Here is an 18060-nt window from a genome sequence, read left to right as displayed (position 1 = left end):
ACTGCAACCTCTGCCCAACAAGCTCGGCAATAAATACAGTTATTTTGAGTCGCTAATTATCGATAATAATATCTCAATTCCCTTTAGATAAAAGGATCGTCTTGCCAAAGGTTATAATTCTTACTGTTAGATCACGTTAAAGAGATATTTTTGACACTCAGTGTCTCTTATGTGACCCAAATCCTCAGCAAGCACTCAGTACGATAACGTTGCCAACGTACTCACTCAAAGGATGACGTCGATTGTTTATTTGGCACTCAAACATTGCTCAAAACTGCCTGCCATTTCGTTAAGAAACGTAAAATAGCTGCCGACTTTGACGTCGATACCAGTGCCAAGTGGATCAAGAATTCCTGTCGCGACATCACTCCCACGCATCACACTTTCAACCACTGCTGGAGTAAACTGTGGCTCTGAGAAAACACATGCGACCTCCCCTGAGCGCAATGCGTTGCGAATATGGATCAATGTTTTTGCACCTGGCTTTCGCTCTGGGCTGACGGTGAAATGACCAATGTTATTCAACTGGTATTGCTTTTCGAAGTAGCCATAAGCATCATGAAAAACATAGTACCCTTTGTCTTTTACTGCCGAGAGTCGCTGACTGATTTCGTTGTTTGTCGCATCCAACTGCACCTCAAACTTTGCGAGGTTTGCTTGGTAAACCGTCGAGTTTGAAGGATCAAGCTCTATTAGTTTGTTGGCCACCGCAGACGCCACCTGCTTCACAGGCTTCACACCCAGCCAAAAATGTGGATCGTGTGTACCATGATGATGTCCATCGTGATCGTGACTGTGCTCACTATCAAACTTACGCAAAGCCAAGTTAGGGATTTCGCTGATAGTCAGCGTCTGTTCCTTGTCCTTGCCTTCAGTAACCTTTTCTAAGAATGGCTCAAGGTCGTGCCCGTACCATATAACAAGATCAGCCGAAGCGACCTTCTTTACGTCCGATGGACGTAATGCATAATCATGGGGAGACGCGTTGGATGGCAAAAGTACATCCGGAGTAGAAACACCTTGCGTCAGTTCCGTTACCAGTAACTGGATTGGTTTTATGCTCGTTAATACCGTCATCGCTTGTGCAGGCACAGCTAACATTGCTGCACTAGCAAGAATTATTGCTCTTTTCATAGTGTTAATTGGAATATAGCGTGGAAAGTAAAATGATGTTACATTATAACACTAATAGTTTGCAAATGAGTTTCATTAATGTCATCACTCATCCATCTTGAGCAATTGTGCGTCGAATTTGACGGACGCAGGGTACTCGATAATATCAACATGGAATTGGAAAAGGGCAAAATTACTACATTAATCGGTCCAAATGGTGCCGGAAAATCAACCCTAGTCAAAGTTATTCTCGGCTTGCAAGCACCCACCAGCGGAAAAGTCATTAAACACAAACAATTAAAAATTGGTTATGTTCCGCAGAAGCTAAAGCTCAACGACTCTTTACCACTGACTGTTTCCCGCTTTTTGAATTTAGCAGGTAAATACAGCAAACAAGAGTGTATTGATGCCCTCAGACTCGTTGGTGCAGAGCATCTATTAAAAAGTAACATGCATCGCCTATCAGGAGGCGAGAATCAGCGCGTTTTACTTGCCCGAGCACTCCTTCAAAGACCTGACCTTTTAGTGCTAGACGAACCAGCACAGGGGGTCGACGTGCAAGGTCAAATCGATCTCTACGATTTGATTGAAAGCATTCGTCATCGCTTTGATTGCTGTATTTTTATGGTGTCACATGACTTGCATTTGGTGATGGCTAAAACGGATGATGTCATCTGCTTGCAACACCATGTATGCTGCTCTGGCTCTCCTGCCGCTATTACTCAGCATCCTTCTTACATTGCGATGTTTGGTACAGCCGCGCAACAATCTCTCGCATTTTATCATCACGAACATCACCATCATCATGATCTCGCTGGCTCACCCGTTTCGGGAGAAGCAACATCATGCTCGGTACACGATCACGGACATCACCATCATGATTGAGTTTCTGCTTCCTTCCATTTTGGCGGGTATTGGTATCGCCCTCATCGCCGGGCCGCTGGGCTCTTTCGTTGTCTGGCGTAAGATGGCCTACTTTGGCGACACACTTGCACACGCCTCGTTAATGGGGTTGGCACTTGGTTTCTTACTCGACGTAAACCTCTATTTAGCGCTACTCGTTTGCTGTTTAGTGTTAGCGGTCCTACTCGTGACGCTACAAAAACAACAATTAGTCGCGACAGACACTTTGCTCGGCATTCTTGCCCATAGTTCACTGTCCATCGGTTTGGTCTCAGTGAGCTTTTTAGATAACGTTAGAATCGATCTTATGAGTTATCTGTTTGGTGACCTACTCGCGGTATCGACTCAAGACTTAATATTTATCTATTCTGGAGTGGTAGCCGTCAGTGCATGTTTATATCTATTTTGGCGTCCATTGCTGTCCAGTACAGTCAGTGAAGAACTGGCTCAAGTCGAAGGGGTGAATACCGATCTTGTTCGATTAGTTCTCATGCTAATGGTTGGTATCGTGATTGCGGTAGGAATGAAATTTGTCGGTGCATTGATTATGACTTCACTGTTGATCATCCCAGCTGCGACTGCGCGTAAAATAGCCACATCACCTGAACAGATGGCGCTGTTTGCCGCCATTATTGGCGCAGTGTCCGTATTGATGGGCTTGAGTCTTTCTTGGCACTTCGATACACCAGCGGGACCTTCTGTCGTTATCTGTGCGACCGCGTTGTTTATGCTGAGCCAGCTCTCCCGTTCCAAAGCATAACGATAAAGATACGCCAAGGTTTGGACACGGTTAACGGACTATTATGACGATCGGATGAGCGTCTTTCAGATATAAAAAAGCCTGGCACTGCCAGGCTTTTTCAACACAACTTTTCTAACAAGACAAGTGGTTAATTACCAGCCTGTTACTTCACGTAGACCTTGTCCAATCTCCGCTAGAGATTTCACTGTCTTAACGCCTGCCGCTTCTAGTGCAGCAAATTTGTCTTCTGCAGTACCTTTACCACCAGAGATAATCGCACCAGCGTGGCCCATACGTTTACCTGGAGGCGCAGTAACACCCGCAATGTAAGACACAACTGGCTTAGTCACGTTTTCTTTGATGAATGCAGCTGCTTCTTCTTCTGCTGTACCACCGATTTCACCGATCATGACGATCGCTTCAGTTTCTGGATCTTCTTCGAACAGTTTCAAGATATCAATGAAGTTTGAACCTGGAATTGGGTCACCACCGATACCAACACAAGTCGACTGGCCGAAACCTTCGTCAGTTGTTTGCTTAACCGCTTCGTAAGTTAGTGTACCGCTGCGAGATACGATACCGACTTTACCTTTCTTGTGGATGTGACCAGGCATGATACCGATCTTACACTCATCAGGAGTGATAACACCCGGACAGTTAGGACCGATCATGCGAACGCCTGTTTCTTCTAGCTTCACTTTCACGTCGATCATATCTGTTGTAGGAATACCTTCTGTGATGGTTACGATTAACTCGATACCCGCGTCAATCGCTTCTAAGATGGCATCTTTACAGAAAGGTGCTGGTACGTAGATAACTGTCGCGGTTGCGCCAGTCGCTTCTACAGCTTCACGAACGGTGTTGAATACTGGTAGACCTAGGTGAGTTTGGCCACCTTTACCTGGAGACACACCACCAACCATTTGCGTACCGTATGCGATAGCTTGCTCTGAGTGGAAAGTACCTTGACCACCAGTGAAACCCTGACAGATTACTTTAGTGTCTTTGTTAATTAATACAGACATTATTTAGCCTCCGCAGCAGCAACAACTTTCTGAGCAGCATCCGTTAGCGACTCAGCAGCAATGATATCAACATCAGAATTAGCAAGAACTTCACGACCTAGGTCAGCGTTAGTCCCTTCAAGACGAACAACCACAGGTACGCTCACACCTACCTCTTTAACCGCACCGATAATACCTTCTGCGATCATGTCACAGCGTACGATACCACCGAAGATGTTTACGAGTACGGCTTTCACGTTGTCATCAGATAGGATGATCTTAAATGCTTCAGCAACACGCTCTTTGGTTGCGCCGCCACCTACGTCTAAGAAGTTAGCAGGTTTACCACCGTGTAGGTTTACGATATCCATCGTACCCATTGCTAGGCCAGCACCGTTAACCATACAGCCAACGTTACCGTCTAGTGCGACGTAGTTGAGTTCCCACTGAGCTGCATGCGCTTCACGCTCATCTTCTTGCGATGGATCGTGCATTTCACGTAGCTTAGGCTGACGGTAAAGTGCGTTTGAATCGATATTGATCTTACCGTCAAGACATAGCAAGTTGCCTTCGCCAGTAACCACAAGTGGGTTGATCTCTAGCAGAGCAAGGTCGTACTGAGAGAACATCGTGCCAAGACCCATAAAGATCTTAACGAATTGTTTGATTTGGTCGCCTTCAAGACCAAGTTTGAACGCAAGTTCACGACCTTGGTAAGCTTGTGGACCTACGAGCGGATCGATTGCCGCTTTGTGGATAAGCTCCGGTGTTTCTTCCGCAACTTTTTCAATTTCCACGCCACCTTCGGTTGAAGCCATGAAAACGATCTTGCGACTAGCACGGTCAACGACGGCGCCTAGGTAAAGCTCATTAGCAATATTTGAAGCTTCTTCAACAAGGATTTTCGTTACTGGCTGACCATTGGCGTCAGTTTGGTAAGTCACTAGGTTCTTACCTAGCCACTTTTGAGCAAATTCTTTTACGCCATCTTTGGTATCGTGCAGTTCAACACCGCCCGCTTTACCACGTCCACCCGCGTGAACCTGACATTTAACGACTTTCTTCTCTGTATTTATACGACCTGCTGCTTCAAAGGCTTGTTGTGGTGTATCACATGCGTAGCCTTCTGGCACAGGCAAACCGAATTCTGCAAACAGCTGTTTGGCTTGATATTCATGCAAATTCATTTTGATATTCCGTTTGTTTTCCCTTAGGGGATTTATAATTTCCGTGACGTCGCAGTCTTGGCTGCTGTACGTCTGTAGGGTCTTCTCAAGTCAATTACCCAATGTGATGTCCCACAAATGCGGCCTTCAACAATGTGTAATTCAAATGAAGGCCAGACGTTGAGCTAGTCTAGCCATTGAAATTTTAGACGTCTAGCTATCTACGATAACTAGACGTTTGAGCGATATTAAACGTCTAACAGGAGACGTGCAGGATCTTCCAACAACTCTTTGATGGTGACTAAGAAGCCAACTGACTCACGCCCATCGATTAAACGATGGTCGTAAGAGAGCGCTAGGTACATCATCGGTAGAATTTCAACCTTGCCATCCACAGCCATTGGACGCTCTTGGATTTTGTGCATACCCAGAATCGCTGATTGTGGTGGGTTGATGATTGGTGTAGACATCAATGAACCGAACACGCCACCGTTAGTGATCGTGAAGTTACCACCCATGAGTTCGTCTACGGTTAGTTTGCCATCACGACCTTTGATAGCGAGCTCTTTAATGCCTTTTTCAACATCGGCGAAACCTAGTGTGTCACAGTCTTTAAGTACTGGCGTAACCAAGCCACGTGGCGTTGAAACTGCCATGCTGATATCGAAGTAGTTGTGGTAAACAATATCGTCACCATCGATAGACGCGTTCACTTCAGGATAGCGCTTCAATGCTTCAGTCACTGCTTTCACGTAGAAAGACATGAAGCCAAGACGAATACCGTGGCGCTCTTCAAACTGATCTTTGTACTGTTTACGAAGATCCATGATCGGTTTCATGTTCACTTCATTAAACGTGGTCAGCATCGCCGTGTTGTTTTTCGCTTCAAGCAGACGGTTTGCTACTGTCTTACGTAGGCGAGTCATTGGTACACGTTTCTGGCTGCGAGCCGTTGCTGGCGCTTCAACAACTGGCTCATCTGCTTTAGGCGCAGACTTAGCACTCGCTAAATGAGCTTCGATATCTTCACGTGTGATACGACCACCAACACCTGTCCCTTTAACTTGGCTTGCTTCTAAACCGTGCTCGGCAAGAAGACGTCGAACCGCAGGGCTTAGCGCATCGTTATTTTCTTCTGTAAGCGCGGCTTTGTGACGCTTATCAGGGGAAGCTTGAGTACCTTCTGTTTTATCAGAGGTTGGCTCACCGGCAACAGCACCAGGCTTCAATTTAGCAAGAATTTGCTTTGATAGTACGGTAGCGCCTTCTTCTTCAACAATGGCTTCTAAAACGCCAGCTTCCGGAGCAGGTACTTCTAGCACAACCTTATCGGTTTCGATATCAACCAACACTTCATCACGCTCAACTGCGTCGCCTGGTTGTTTGTGCCATGTCGCTACGGTTGCATCAGCAACTGATTCAGGTAAATCTGGAACCAGAATTTCAATTGTCATAACTGTTTCTTCCTTTAACTTCTAACTTCTAGTTCTTTGTTCGAAGTTTTTGAGTTCACGTTCAGAGCGTCTTCAACCAACGCTTTTTGTTGTTTCAAGTGCACCGACATGTAGCCAACTGCTGGCGAAGCAGAAGCTTGGCGACCTGCGTATTTCAGCTCGGCACCGGCTGGGATTGCGGCACGGAAGTTGTGCTGACTACAGTACCAAGCACCTTGGTTCTGAGGCTCTTCCTGACACCACACAAAATCTTCAACATTCGTGTATTGAGCGATGGCAGCTTGGACTTCTTCCATTGGGAATGGGTAAAGCTGTTCGATACGCACGATTGCAACGTCATCTTGTTCATTGTTTCTGCGCTGCTCTAGTAGATCGAAGTACACCTTACCGGCACAGAACACAACACGCTTCACTTTGCTAGGCTCTAAATCGTCGACTTCTGGAATGGCAGCTTGGAAACAACCATCTGCGAGGTCTTCGATGCTAGAAGTACAAAGTGGGTGGCGAAGCAATGACTTTGGTGACATGACGATCAACGGACGACGCATTGGGCGAACCACTTGACGACGAATCATGTGATAAACCTGCGCTGGAGTTGATGGAACGACAACCTGCATGTTTTGTTCAGCACACAACTGAAGGTAGCGTTCTAAACGAGCAGATGAGTGCTCAGGGCCTTGACCTTCATAGCCGTGAGGCAGGAGCATCGTAAGACCACACAAACGTGCCCATTTCTGTTCACCAGAAGAGATAAACTGGTCGATAACAACCTGCGCACCGTTGGCGAAATCACCAAATTGAGCTTCCCAAATCGTCAAACCGCCAGGCTCTGCCGTAGCATAACCGTATTCGAATGCCAGCACCGCTTCTTCTGATAAAACAGAGTCAAATACCTGGAAAGGTCCTTGCTTATCATGGATATTGGCAAGAGGAATATAGGTGCTTGCGTCCGATTGATTATGCAGTACAGAGTGACGGTGGAAGAAAGTACCACGACCAGAATCTTGCCCGGAGATACGGATACGTTTCCCATCGTCAACCAATGTCGCGTATGCCAAAGTTTCTGCCATACCCCAATCGATGGCTTTTTCACCCGTCATCATGGCTTTGCGATCATTGTACAGTTTATTGACTCGGCTCTGTAACTTGTGGCTCTCTGGGTACTGGCATAGTCTATTACCAAGCTCGATAAGTCGTTGCTTATCAACTTGAGAGTTCCACTCCATATCCCATTCATGACCAAGGTATGGTGACCAGTCAACAGAATGAAGCGCCATTGGACGCCACTCTTTCACCACAACTTCACCACGATCGAGCGCATCACGGTACTCATTGACTAGTTGAGTCGCCGTTTCTATATCTGACTCATTTTTATCTATGAGGACATCGGCATAGAGCTTACGAGGTGTTGGGTGTTTCTTAATCTTTTGGTACATCAAAGGCTGGGTCGCATTTGGCTCGTCAGCTTCATTATGACCATGGCGGCGATAACACACCAAATCAATCACGACGTCACGTTTAAACTCATTACGGTAGTCCAACGCGATACGAGTAACAAACGCGACCGCTTCAGGATCATCGGCATTAACGTGGAAAATTGGCGCCTGAACCATCTTCGCAATGTCTGTACAGTACATCGTCGAGCGGGTATCACGTGGGTTAGATGTCGTGAAACCAACTTGGTTATTGACCACAACACGAACCGTACCACCGACACAGAAGCCACGCGCGAGAGACATGTTGAATGTTTCCGCCACAACCCCTTGGCCTGCAATCGCAGAATCACCGTGAATGGTAATTGGCAGTACTTTGCTGCCTTGCTTATCACCTAAACGGTCTTGACGAGCACGTACAGAACCGATAACAACTGGGTTGACGATTTCTAAATGCGACGGGTTAAACGCGAGCGCTAAGTGAACATCACCACCTGGCGTTGCAAAGTCGGCAGAGAAACCTTGGTGATACTTAACATCACCCGTCCCCCATGTTTCGTCATGCTTACCAGCAAACTCATCAAACAGATCTTGTGGTTTCTTACCGAGTACGTTCACCAACATGTTTAAACGACCACGGTGAGCCATACCAATAACCACTTCACGCATACCGCTGTTACCCGCATGACGAATCAGTTCTTTTGTCATTGGGATAAGCGCGTCACCACCTTCTAGAGAAAAACGCTTTGCACCTGGGAATTTTGCGCCTAAGTAACGCTCAAGTCCTTCAGCTGCGGTGAGTTCTTCTAGAAACGTGAGTTTTTCTTCGTGATCAAATGATGGCTGACCAACCACAGACTCAAGACGCTGTTGAATCCAACGCTTTTGTTCTGTATCAGTCATGTGCATGTATTCTGCACCAATGGAACCACAGTAGGTTTTGTTCAGGGCTTCATAGATGTCTTTCAACTTCATGGTGTCTTGCCCAACGGCAAACGAACCTACGTTAAAAGTTTCTTCGAAGTCATCTTTGGTAAGATTATGGAATGCTGGATCTAACTCCGCCACTGTTGGGCGTTGCCATATACCGAGAGGATCGAGCTCTGCAGCTTCGTGCCCGCGAAAGCGGTAAGCGTTGATTAGCTGTAGAACTTTTACTTGTTTTGCATCGACATCTGGGTCACTAACTTGGACATTGTAATGCTTTGTTTCTTGAGCGAGCCGTCTGAAGTAGTCACGGACACGTGAATGCGGCTGTTCAGCCACTTCTTCTGATGGCTTGGGTAAGCCTTCAAAAACACGTTTCCACTCCTCACTTACCAGATCGGGATCACTTAGATACAGTTCGTAGAGGTCTTCTACATACGTTGCATTGGCGCCAGCCAAGTGTGAAGACTCGAGCCATGCCTTCATCACGCCGTTGTGCATATTTTCCCTTAACCAGTAGTTTTCACGTTTGCTTCGGTCTACGCCGAGCTAATAAGAGCCAACTCTGTGAGTTGGCAATGTCATATTCTTTTACTCAGAACCTGTCGTTGTAATGCTGAAAAATAGATTGTGGGTATTTCACAACACTGCAACGTCTTTACTCATGAGTAAATTAAACCGAACGATTGACCAGCATCGATTTAATATGTCCGATGGCCTTCGTTGGGTTTAGTCCCTTAGGACAAACACTTACACAATTCATAATGCCATGGCAACGAAAAACGCTAAATGCATCATCAAGATCAGACAGACGTTCATCTGTTGCGGTATCTCGGCTATCAATTAACCAACGGTATGCGGCTAACAGACCTGCCGGGCCAATGAATTTATCTGGGTTCCACCAAAACGATGGGCATGACGTTGTACAACATGCACACATAATGCACTCGTACAGTCCGTCCAAATGAGCACGGTCTTCTGGTGATTGTAAATTCTCACGAGAAGGTGGCAGTGCCCCTTCATCGATCAAGAATGGTTTCACCTTCGCATAGTTATCGTAGAACTGTGTCATATCAACGATAAGGTCGCGCACCACAGGTAACCCTGGTAATGGACGTATCACTATTTTATCGCCAGTTAGCTCTGATAAAGGCGTAATACAAGCAAGACCATTCTTACCATTCATATTCAAGCCATCAGAACCACATACCCCTTCACGGCATGAACGACGGAAGGCGATGCTTGGATCTTGCTCCTTGAGCAGAATCAGCGCATCCAATACCATCATGTCCGAGCCTTCATCAACGTCCAGCGTATACTCTTTCATGTATGGTTTCGTATCCACGTCCGGGTTGTAGCGGTACAAAGAGAAGTTTAATTTCATCGTCATATCCTCCCTTAGTATGTACGGACTTTCGGTGGGAATGCGTCACGGTGTACTGGCGTCATGTTGACATCACGCTTCGTCATCGCTTCCGTTTCCGGGTTGTAAATAGAGTGGCATAGCCAGTTCGCATCATCACGATCAGGGAAGTCGAAACGAGCATGCGCTCCACGGCTTTCTGTACGGTAGTTAGCGGCGACTGCGGTAGAGAATGCCGTTTCCATTAAGTTGTCCAGCTCCAAACACTCGATACGTTGTGTGTTGAACTCAGAAGACTTATCCGCAAGGTGAGCATTTTGTAAACGCTCGCGAATCACTTTGAGCTCTTCTAAGCCAGTCGCCATTGCGTCGCCCTCACGGAATACCGAGAAGCTATTTTGCATGCAGCTTTGTAGATCTTTACGAATCTGAACAGGATCTTCGCCGCCAGTACTATTCTCCCAACGCATAGTGCGCGCAAGAGACGCTTCAATGTCAGATTCTGTCGCTGGGCGCGCTTCAGCTTGCGCTGCCAGCGTCTCACCGAGGTGTAGACCTGTCGCACGACCAAATACCACCAAGTCGAGTAGTGAGTTACCACCTAGACGGTTTGCACCGTGTACCGATACAGAGGCAATTTCACCACAAGCATAAAGACCTTGAACTTCCGCTTCACTGCCATCAGCTAATTGCTTAATCGCCTGACCTGAAACTTGAGTCGGTACGCCACCCATCATGTAGTGACACGTTGGGATAACAGGGATTGGTTCTTTCACCGGATCAACGTGTGCAAACGTACGAGATAGTTCACAAATACCAGGCAAGCGTGATTCAAGTACTTCTTTACCTAGGTGATCCAGTTTCAATTTAATGTGTGGACCCCATGGGCCATCGCAGCCACGGCCTTCACGGATTTCAATCATCATCGAACGCGCAACAACGTCACGACCAGCTAAGTCTTTCGCGTTCGGTGCGTAGCGTTCCATGAAGCGTTCGCCATCTTTATTAAGCAGGTAACCACCTTCACCACGACAACCTTCTGTAACTAGCACCCCGGCGCCAGCGATACCGGTCGGGTGGAACTGCCACATTTCCATGTCTTGCATTGGCACACCTGCACGCAGTGCCATACCAACGCCATCACCCGTGTTAATGTGTGCGTTAGTAGTCGATGCGTAAATACGACCTGCACCACCCGTCGCTAAAATGGTTGCTTTCGATTTGAAGTAGCAGATTTCACCCGTTTCCATACAAATCGCAGTACAACCCATGATCGCGCCATCTTGGTTCTTGACTAAATCTAGTGCGTACCACTCTGAGAAAATGGTTGTTTTATGCTTAACGTTTTGTTGGTAAAGCGTATGAAGAAGTGCGTGACCTGTACGGTCTGCCGCCGCCGCTGTACGCGCAGCCTGCTCACCACCAAACTCTTTTGACTGTCCACCGAATGGTCGCTGATAGATGGAGCCGTTATCAAAGCGAGAGAATGGAAGACCCATTTTCTCAAGCTCAATGACAGACTCAGGACCATTTTTACACATGTACTCAATCGCATTTTGGTCACCGATGTAATCGGAACCTTTTACCGTATCGTACATATGCCATTGCCAATCGTCCTTGTGAGAGTTACCAAGTGCAACGGTAATACCACCCTGTGCAGAAACGGTATGAGAACGAGTTGGAAAAACTTTAGATAGCAAAGCACATGAAAGGCCTTGCTCCGAAATTTGTAGTGCAGCGCGCATACCTGCACCACCAGCGCCGATTACTACGGCATCAAACTCACGAACTGGAATAGACACTTACGCACCCCACAAAATAAATAGACCAGAGAAAACATAGCCGAATAGAACAGCTATAACACCGAGTTGTAGTGCGCCTCGCAGCTTCGCGCACTTAATGTAATCGGTTAGAACTTGCCACAAGCCAATCCACGCGTGGATCAGTATCGATACAAGTGCCAACATGGTGAATACTTTGGTGAAGGTGCCACCAAAGAACTGGGTCCAAGATGCATAAGAGATATCTGAAAATGCGCAAAAGCCAATCAGATAAATTGTGTATAGGGTCATAATGATGGCGGTTGCACGAATCAGTAGGAAATCGTGTACCCCATTACGACCAAATGAAGATACGTGTTTTACCATACCAAGATCCCCGCCAATAGTGATAAGACTACAGTTGCACCAAACGCGACTTTCGCGCTCATTGTACCGGTATCGAGTTCTTCGAAGTAACCAAGGTCCATCATCAAATGACGAACGCCACCAGCAATGTGGTAGGCAAGTGCAGTTAAGATTCCCCACATGATGAATTTCACGAAAAAGCCATCAACGATGTCAGCGGCTTCCATAAAACCCATAGGGGATGACAGAGAAATGGACAGTAACCAAAGCAATATTCCCACCGCAACAAACGTTATTACCCCAGACACACGGTGCAGGATCGATGCGATTGCTGTGATAGGAAAGCGGATGGTCTGTAAATCTAAATTAACAGGTCTTGACTTTCTTTCTTTCACGGGCTTGCTCACTCAGCTCCATTGAGCATTTATTGTTATAACTAATTTCAGTGTCCAAATGTACAAAAGTTAACACTTTCTTAACACAATTGCCGCTTTAACGCGGAGAAGTTTGTAAAGAACTTGTTAACAGCAGAGCTACAAACAACCTCACTTTTTTGTTTTTAGCCCCGAATATATAAGGATTTAACCAAAATTTTCTTAGCCAATATACGGCCAGCAACATTCTAATACAATTGGTGTAACAAATTATGCTACATAGAACAGATTTTTAACGATTTTCATGAGAAAAATCATAACAAGTGCACACAAACTCGGAGAAAAATTGACTTTAGGTTGTAAGAGAAGTAAAAAAACGGCACATAAACATCCTGGACGGATTAAATTATAAACAAAGGAGATTGTTATGGCGGATAAGAAAGCGACCCTTCATGTTGAAGGCCAAGCGCCAATCGAACTGCCAATTATGGACGGTACACTAGGTACGCCTGTAATTGATGTTCGTAAACTGGGAGCGAATGGTTACTTTACTTTTGACCCTGGTTTTCTTGCCACTGCATCTTGTGAATCATCAATCACCTATATCGATGGCGGCAAAGGTATCCTTTTGCACCGCGGTTTCCCGATTGATCAATTAGCCAATAACGCAGATTACTTAGAAGTTTGTTACATCCTTCTTTATGGTGAAGCCCCAACCCGAGAGCAATACGAACAATTCAAGAAGACCGTTACTCGCCACACAATGGTACACGAGCAGATCGCAAGCTTTTTCCATGGCTTCCGACGTGATGCCCACCCAATGGCAGTAATGTGTGGTGTGGTTGGTGCTCTGGCTGCTTTTTATCACGATTCTCTCGACATCAATAACGATGAGCACCGAGATATCGCTGCTTACCGCCTTATTTCTAAAATGCCGACTCTGGCCGCGATGTGTTACAAGTACTCCATCGGTCAGCCTTTTATCTACCCACGTAACGATCTAAGCTACGCAGAAAACTTCCTACACATGATGTTTGCAAATCCATGCGAAGAGTACGAAGTAAATCCTGTGGTTGCGCGTGCGATGGATAAAATTTTCACCCTGCACGCTGATCACGAACAAAATGCTTCTACATCAACGGTTCGTCTTGCAGGTTCTTCTGGCGCAAACCCATTTGCATGTATTGCAGCTGGTATTGCCTCTCTGTGGGGACCAGCGCACGGCGGTGCTAACGAAGCTTGTTTGAGAATGTTAGAAGAGATCGGCAGTGTCGATAAGATCCCTGAATACGTAGAACGCGCGAAAGATAAAGATGATCCATTCCGCCTAATGGGCTTTGGTCACCGTGTGTACAAAAACTACGACCCTCGTGCGACAGTCATGCGTGAAACCTGCCATGAAGTACTCAAAGAGCTTAATATACAAGATCCATTGCTTGATGTTGCTATGGAACTTGAACGCATCGCACTTTCTGACGAATACTTCGTGTCTAAGAAACTTTATCCGAACGTAGACTTTTACTCAGGTATTATTCTGAAAGCGATCGGTATCCCAGTTTCTATGTTTACCGTTATCTTCGCTCTGTCTCGCACAGTAGGCTGGATCGCACATTGGAACGAAATGCACAGCGACCCACTAAACCGCATCGGTCGTCCTCGTCAGCTATACACTGGTGAGAGTCAGCGCGAGTTTTCGCCTCTTCATGAGCGTGAATAATCGCTAAGCTGAGCGTCAAACAAAAATAAAGGGTTGAGACTCATGTCTCAACCCTTTGTGTTTTGAACCGTTCCTCTTTTACCGCTTCTCCAACCATGGGAGCTGACAGAACGAACTCAGCTTCGAATTTACAAAGTGTTAACCCCGTCGAATTATACGCTTTAGATACCTGGATTAAACCGGATTATCGATATCAATAAACTCAACCAATAAGCCATATTCATCTGCAAGCCATTTCCCCAGAGCCTTAATCCCATATCGCTCCGTTGCATGATGCCCAGCGGCAAAATAATGGATGTCCATTTCGCGCGCTGTGTAAGTGGTACGCTCAGAAATTTCCCCTGATATAAACGCATCCAATCCATGCTGAACCGCAAGCTCAATGAAGTCTTGTCCGCCACCAGTACACCATCCGACGGTTTCGATCATTTTGTCTGCGTTTTCTGGCGCGATATGTAGCGGTGCTCGGTTCAACACTTGATAGATCTTGTTCGCAAACTCCGCACCTGTCACTGGTTTCTTCAGTCGTCCAAACATAGCAACGGATTGTGGGTGCCCTTCCAAGCCCCCTTCCACTTCGATCTCAAGCAAGCGGGCCAGTTCAGCGTTATTACCCAGATCAGGATGGATATCGAGTGGTAGATGATAACCGTATAAATTGATGTCGTTTTTAATCAAACTACGGATCCGTTTCCCTTTCATACCACGAATGGGCTCTGGTTCTCCCTTCCAAAAGTAACCATGATGAACAAGCAATGCGTCAGCATTAAGTTCCACAGCTTTATCTATTAAGGCTTGAGACGCCGTAACTCCCGTAACAATGCGGTTTACTACCGATTTTCCTTCGACTTGCAGCCCATTTGGCGCATAGTCTTTAATTAACTGTGGTGACAGTTTTTCGTTAAGAATCTGTTCTAGCTTTAAGTTGTTCATAATTCGTTCCAATTTCTGGCGCATGTATACGACAATAAACTTGAGATGCTTCGCTCGGTATGAATCACTGAGAACATAGACAGCCCAACACTTTGCATCCTGCATCTTGAAGTCTTAAAGTGTATATCGAACTTAGATAGAGATGCCAGAGTCAGCACCATTCGCTTGTGACTTTGCTTAGACATCATCAAATATTTGCATTCACTGTGCAAAACATCTTGAGGCTATTTGGGTATACAATGGTGCTTTAACTTCTCTTATGGTTAAGGAATGGCTTTGAATCAACTGCAACGTTTCTATCAATGGATCGCCAACTCGCCTCCCCTGTTTTATCTGCAACCACCGTTTGCAACACTCGAGGATGTCTCGGCAGCATCTTTAAACGAGTCAGAGGAATATAAGGGTAATCCACGACTTGGCTTTCTTTATCAGCATTTATGCACCACCTTACTTGAGAACTCTCAACGGTATCAAATCATTGCAGACGAAATTCAATTAAATGATGACAATGGCCAAACCATTGGAGCCATTGACTTACTGCTCAAGAATACCGAATCCAACCAAGTCGAGCACTGGGAAGTCGCGATCAAGTTTTATCTGTTACACAAGGGGATATGGTACGGCCCGAATGCACACGACCAGTTACACAAAAAACTGGATCGAATGCTAACGCACCAATTAAAAATGAGCAAACGACCTGAATTGCAGCAAATCGTACCATTGGACACTCCGCCAGAAGAGCGGCTCCTGATGCAAGGACGGCTTTATATCAATCCTTTCAGCACAGAGACAACACCTACTGAGTGTCTGGGTTTTGAGCTAAATCCAAATCAAATAACTGGATTTTGGTGCTACAAAAGCCAATGGGATTTAATCGGCCAGCCACTTTACCACTTACATAAACCATGCTGGGCGATTGGTACAGATGATTTCTCTCAACCAATTGAAAAACCTTCAGATCGATTTATACATGCCCAAACGAAGGACGGTCAATTCTGGTTCGTCGTGCCTGACTCATGGCCAGGAAACTAGATTCATGATCAGGAAACTAAGCTGATCAGGACGGTTAAAATACAAAAGGGTTGATGCTTTCACATCAACCCTTTTAATAAGTTGTTACTACGTGAGGTTACTTTTACAAACCAGCTGCAGCAAATACTTGATTTACAATATCTTGAGCTTCACTTTCAATTTGTTTTAGGTGTTCTTCACCTTTAAAGCTTTCACAGTAGATTTTGTAGATATCTTCTGTGCCCGATGGGCGCGCAGCAAACCAACCATTTTCAGTCGTGACTTTTAAACCACCAATCGCAGCACCATTACCAGGCGCATGCGTCAAACGAGCCGTAATAGCATCGCCAGCTAGCGTTTCTGCTGACACCATTTCTGGAGAAAGCTTCTTCAACACTTCTTTCTGTGGACCGTTCGCAACGGCTTGAATACGGTTGTATTTAGATTCACCGTGCTTAGCCGCCAGCTCTTCGTAGTACTCTTGAGGATTCTTACCAGTCACTGCCGTTATTTCAGCAGCCAGTAAACAAAGAAGAATACCGTCTTTGTCTGTCGACCATGGCGTACCGTCTTTGCGAAGGAATGAGGCACCAGCACTCTCTTCACCTCCAAAGCCAAATTTGCCAGTGTACAAGCCATCAACAAACCACTTGAAACCCACTGGCACTTCGCATAACTCGCGCCCCAGGTCTGCCACCACACGGTCAATCAGCGCACTCGATACGAGCGTCTTACCTACTGCTACATCTTTACCCCATGCATCACGATGACGGTAAAGGTAATCAATACAGACAGCTAAGAAATGGTTAGGATTCATTAAACCTTTTGGCGTCACAATACCATGGCGGTCGTAATCAGGGTCGTTACCAAATGCGAGGTCGTATTCGTCTTTAAGAGCAAGAAGACCCGCCATTGCATATGGAGATGAACAATCCATACGGACAACACCATCTTTGTCTAACGACATAAATTGGAACGAAGGATCAATGGCTTCACTGACAAGCGTCAGGTCAAGGTCATACGCTTTTCCGATTTGACGCCAATAATCAATACCACTGCCACCGAGAGGATCCACGCCAATTTTAAGATTGGCTTTTTGAATCGCTTCCATATCGATAACGTTAACGAGATCATCGATATACGGTTTCACTAAATCAACTTCAACAAACAAGTCAGAGGCTTTTGCTTCAGCAAGCGGTAAACGCTGCACTCCTTCTAAGTTCATTGCAATTAACTCGTTCGCACGATCTTCAATTGCTTGCGTTAACTCAGCTTCCGCAGGCCCGCCGTGAGTAGGATTGTATTTGATACCACCATCTTGTGGTGGGTTGTGAGAAGGTGTAATGACAATGCCATCCGCTTTATCGTCATGTTTAACGTTGTAAGTCAGGATAGCATGAGAAATACCAGGTGTCGGTGTGTAGCCATTGTCTTGTTGTACCACAACGTTAACGCCATTGGCGATGAGCACTTCGACCACTGTTGAGAAAGCCGGTTCAGACAACGCATGGGTATCTTTACCAACGAATAGCGGACCTGTTGTACCTTGTTTAGCACGAACCTCTGCTACCGCTTGTGCGATCGCTAGAATGTGATTTTCATTAAACGTTTGCTTATCCGCGGTACCACGATGTCCAGAAGTACCGAACAGTACTTTATGTTCCGGATTCGCAGGTTCAGGTTGGAGTAAAAAGTAATTAGCAACGAGCGCAGGGATATTATGAAGATCTTCCTGTTGCGCTTTTTGCCCAGCACGAGGGTGCATAGCCATGTTGACATCCTTTATCTTTTAAA

Annotated in this window: 15 protein-coding genes; 4 read left to right on the top strand and 11 right to left on the bottom strand. The window is 46.0% G+C overall.

Translation table 11 applies throughout. The features are described 5' to 3' along the window. Window positions 1–246: 246 nt before the first annotated feature. On the bottom strand, window positions 247–1134 hold the full coding sequence (znuA, locus tag ONE56_RS03940; RefSeq protein ID WP_331438562.1) for a zinc ABC transporter substrate-binding protein ZnuA: 888 nt from the start codon (window positions 1132–1134) through the stop codon (window positions 247–249). A 78-nt stretch (window positions 1135–1212) separates the two neighbouring features. Between znuA and znuC the strand changes: the two genes are divergently transcribed. Beyond that, window positions 1213–1998: a zinc ABC transporter ATP-binding protein ZnuC gene (gene znuC / locus ONE56_RS03935; RefSeq protein ID WP_041154246.1), complete on the top strand. Its 786-nt coding sequence runs from the start codon at window positions 1213–1215 to the stop codon at window positions 1996–1998. Beyond that, window positions 1991–2776, top strand: coding sequence for a zinc ABC transporter permease subunit ZnuB (gene znuB, locus ONE56_RS03930; protein WP_041154247.1), 786 nt, complete (start codon window positions 1991–1993; stop codon window positions 2774–2776). Before znuC ends, znuB begins: the two co-directional genes overlap by 8 nt. Before the next feature lie 134 nt (window positions 2777–2910). On the opposite strand, the gene sucD is transcribed toward znuB, so the two are convergent. From sucD to sdhC, 8 genes are all read right to left on the bottom strand, one after another. After that, window positions 2911–3783, bottom strand: coding sequence for a succinate--CoA ligase subunit alpha (gene sucD, locus ONE56_RS03925; protein ID WP_423840250.1), 873 nt, complete (start codon window positions 3781–3783; stop codon window positions 2911–2913). Next, window positions 3783–4949: an ADP-forming succinate--CoA ligase subunit beta gene (gene sucC / locus ONE56_RS03920; protein WP_331438564.1), complete on the bottom strand. Its 1167-nt coding sequence runs from the start codon at window positions 4947–4949 to the stop codon at window positions 3783–3785. Before sucC ends, sucD begins: the two co-directional genes overlap by 1 nt. Before the next feature lie 227 nt (window positions 4950–5176). Continuing rightward, window positions 5177–6382 (bottom strand): 2-oxoglutarate dehydrogenase complex dihydrolipoyllysine-residue succinyltransferase, encoded by a 1206-nt coding sequence (gene odhB / locus ONE56_RS03915; RefSeq protein WP_041154250.1) that lies wholly within the window; start codon window positions 6380–6382, stop codon window positions 5177–5179. A 14-nt stretch (window positions 6383–6396) separates the two neighbouring features. Continuing rightward, window positions 6397–9243 carry a 2-oxoglutarate dehydrogenase E1 component gene (sucA, locus tag ONE56_RS03910; RefSeq protein ID WP_331438565.1) on the bottom strand — a complete coding sequence of 949 codons (2847 nt, stop codon included), beginning with the start codon at window positions 9241–9243 and terminating at the stop codon, window positions 6397–6399. Window positions 9244–9415: 172 nt separating this feature from the next. Beyond that, window positions 9416–10126, bottom strand: a complete 711-nt coding sequence (locus ONE56_RS03905) for a succinate dehydrogenase iron-sulfur subunit (protein WP_041154252.1) — start codon at window positions 10124–10126, stop codon at window positions 9416–9418. Between the two features lie 14 nt (window positions 10127–10140). Continuing rightward, window positions 10141–11907, bottom strand: coding sequence for a succinate dehydrogenase flavoprotein subunit (gene sdhA / locus ONE56_RS03900; protein ID WP_041154253.1), 1767 nt, complete (start codon window positions 11905–11907; stop codon window positions 10141–10143). Beyond that, window positions 11908–12252, bottom strand: a complete 345-nt coding sequence (gene sdhD, locus ONE56_RS03895; protein WP_041154254.1) for a succinate dehydrogenase, hydrophobic membrane anchor protein — start codon at window positions 12250–12252, stop codon at window positions 11908–11910. Further along, entirely contained in the window at window positions 12246–12638 is a 393-nt protein-coding gene (sdhC, locus tag ONE56_RS03890) for a succinate dehydrogenase cytochrome b556 subunit (protein WP_041154255.1), read from the bottom strand. Before sdhC ends, sdhD begins: the two co-directional genes overlap by 7 nt. 394 nt (window positions 12639–13032) lie before the next feature. On the opposite strand from sdhC, the gene ONE56_RS03885 reads away from it, so the two are divergent. Then, the gene (locus tag ONE56_RS03885) at window positions 13033–14322 is read left to right on the top strand and encodes a citrate synthase (RefSeq protein ID WP_041154256.1); all 1290 of its coding nucleotides are present in this window, start codon (window positions 13033–13035) and stop codon (window positions 14320–14322) included. 174 nt (window positions 14323–14496) lie between these two features. On the opposite strand, the gene ONE56_RS03880 is transcribed toward ONE56_RS03885, so the two are convergent. Further along, window positions 14497–15255: a Nif3-like dinuclear metal center hexameric protein gene (locus tag ONE56_RS03880; RefSeq protein WP_423840249.1), complete on the bottom strand. Its 759-nt coding sequence runs from the start codon at window positions 15253–15255 to the stop codon at window positions 14497–14499. A gap of 276 nt (window positions 15256–15531) precedes the next feature. On the opposite strand from ONE56_RS03880, the gene ONE56_RS03875 reads away from it, so the two are divergent. Then, window positions 15532–16287 (top strand): DUF1853 family protein, encoded by a 756-nt coding sequence (locus ONE56_RS03875; protein WP_041154299.1) that lies wholly within the window; start codon window positions 15532–15534, stop codon window positions 16285–16287. 103 nt (window positions 16288–16390) lie between these two features. On the opposite strand, the gene pgm is transcribed toward ONE56_RS03875, so the two are convergent. Then, the gene (gene pgm, locus ONE56_RS03870) at window positions 16391–18037 is read right to left on the bottom strand and encodes a phosphoglucomutase (alpha-D-glucose-1,6-bisphosphate-dependent) (RefSeq protein ID WP_041154257.1); all 1647 of its coding nucleotides are present in this window, start codon (window positions 18035–18037) and stop codon (window positions 16391–16393) included. Window positions 18038–18060 lie beyond the last annotated feature (23 nt).

This window comes from Vibrio mytili, assembly GCF_049563345.1.
Classification (GTDB): domain Bacteria; phylum Pseudomonadota; class Gammaproteobacteria; order Enterobacterales; family Vibrionaceae; genus Vibrio; species Vibrio mytili.
This window is presented reverse-complemented; position numbering and strand designations above follow the sequence as displayed.